Source organism: Cupriavidus sp. GW821-FHT07C08, assembly GCF_059419025.1.
Genome location: NZ_JBWKQZ010000078.1, coordinates 1 through 1451 on the forward strand (window position 1 = coordinate 1; position 1451 = coordinate 1451).

The 1451-nt window shown below is 58.7% G+C and carries 1 protein-coding gene; it reads right to left on the reverse strand.

From position 1 onward, the window contains the following. Nucleotides 1-12: 12 nt before the first annotated feature. A partial coding sequence (locus AC07UK_RS38740; RefSeq protein ID WP_494688351.1) for a hypothetical protein occupies nucleotides 13-1451 on the reverse strand: 1439 nt, incomplete at its 5' end.

The following is a 1451-nucleotide window of genomic DNA, read 5'->3' on the forward strand; positions in this document are numbered from 1 at the left end:
AAAACCACACTTCTATCCCGTTGGCAATGACGCCACACCAGGCTCGCAGACGGTCTGCGGGGAAGGGGTTTCGACCTGGCAGAGGAACCAATTGCGGAGGTTTTCACCCCATCGTTGTCGGTTCTTGCCTAGAGCCCGAGCGACATCTCTCCATTGAGCCCCTGCCAGGGCCGTCTTGCTCTGCTTCGGGGTGGCTGGCAGGTGCGAAAAGACGAGTCGCTCGTTGTGCCTCTTGACGAAGCACTGGGCACCCACTGTCTTCCAGGGGATACCGTACAAAGCTTGCCGGCCCAACCAAAGCGCGGCGGACTCATCCGCGCCGATTCGATTGGGACGGCCATATTTGGTGAAGCCTCCGACCGAACTGTACGAAGGGTTCACCAAATAGAGCCGAACATGGGCTTTTTCACAGGCACGGGTCATTAGCTCCGCGAACTGTGAGCTTGCAAACGAGCTCAGCATCTCGTTGTATCGCTTGTTGACGCCGCCGGCGCGCAAGCCAGCCTTCTTCGTCGCGAAATCCAGATTCTCGATGGCTACCGCTATGCCCAGGCGCTTGGCGAGACGGACAAGCTCAGCGACGGTTGTTCCAATTATTTGCTTACGTACCGAATCGGAAAGGCCTTTCAGGTCCCAATCGAGAAAGCCGCTCTGCGGATGGACCTCCCGCAATCGGTTTCCATCGGGCTTCACCACGGCCCAGGCAACGCCCCGGGCATTCAAATCCAGTCCAAGGACACCAGCCTCTCTAGTGCGAGCGGTCTCTGGGTTGAAACCGGTGGGAACGTCAACGCTCGCCTGCAGATACCAAATGCGCTCGCCGGCCGGTGATAGCCTTTGCAAGAGCCGCATTGTGACAGGCCGCTTTCCAAACGCGTCAATCAGCGCTGCGCGGGCCGCGCCCCGATGCGAGGCAAAGTCGACCCCGTCAATCACAATGAATCGGCATCTCATGCGAAGGGGCATCACCTTTTGCGGCCCTCCGCTGCGAGGAATGCCCAAAGCGTCCATGCGTTCGTGCGCAAGCTTGTCCGTCAACCGGACGCGCAACTGGTTGGTATCCGGCAGCCACTGTAGTTCGCTATTGCCGCTGGGCTTAGCCGTATGTCCTATCGACCAGACCTGACCGTTTCGGGCTGTGTCCCAGGCCTCGTGCCAATCCTCGACAGAGGCGAACGGAGTGGTCTCGGTGTTGTGTTCGCCGGGCCGCTGCTGAAGCAGCTTCTTCGAGCCAAAACAGAGACTGTAGCGGCCTTCATCAATGGCTTTAAGCAGCGAGGACAGCTTGCCGCGCTTGGCAGTAAGAACGCGTTCTTTTTGTGCGACCCAGTTGCGGCAAAATTCGAGTTCGGTATCGACTTCCCGTAGTCGGGCTAGCGTCGTAAGGTAGCGGTTTGAACGGGATTTCCCCGGCTTCGGTGCTACTTTATTGCGTTGAGCGCGTAGCTTGG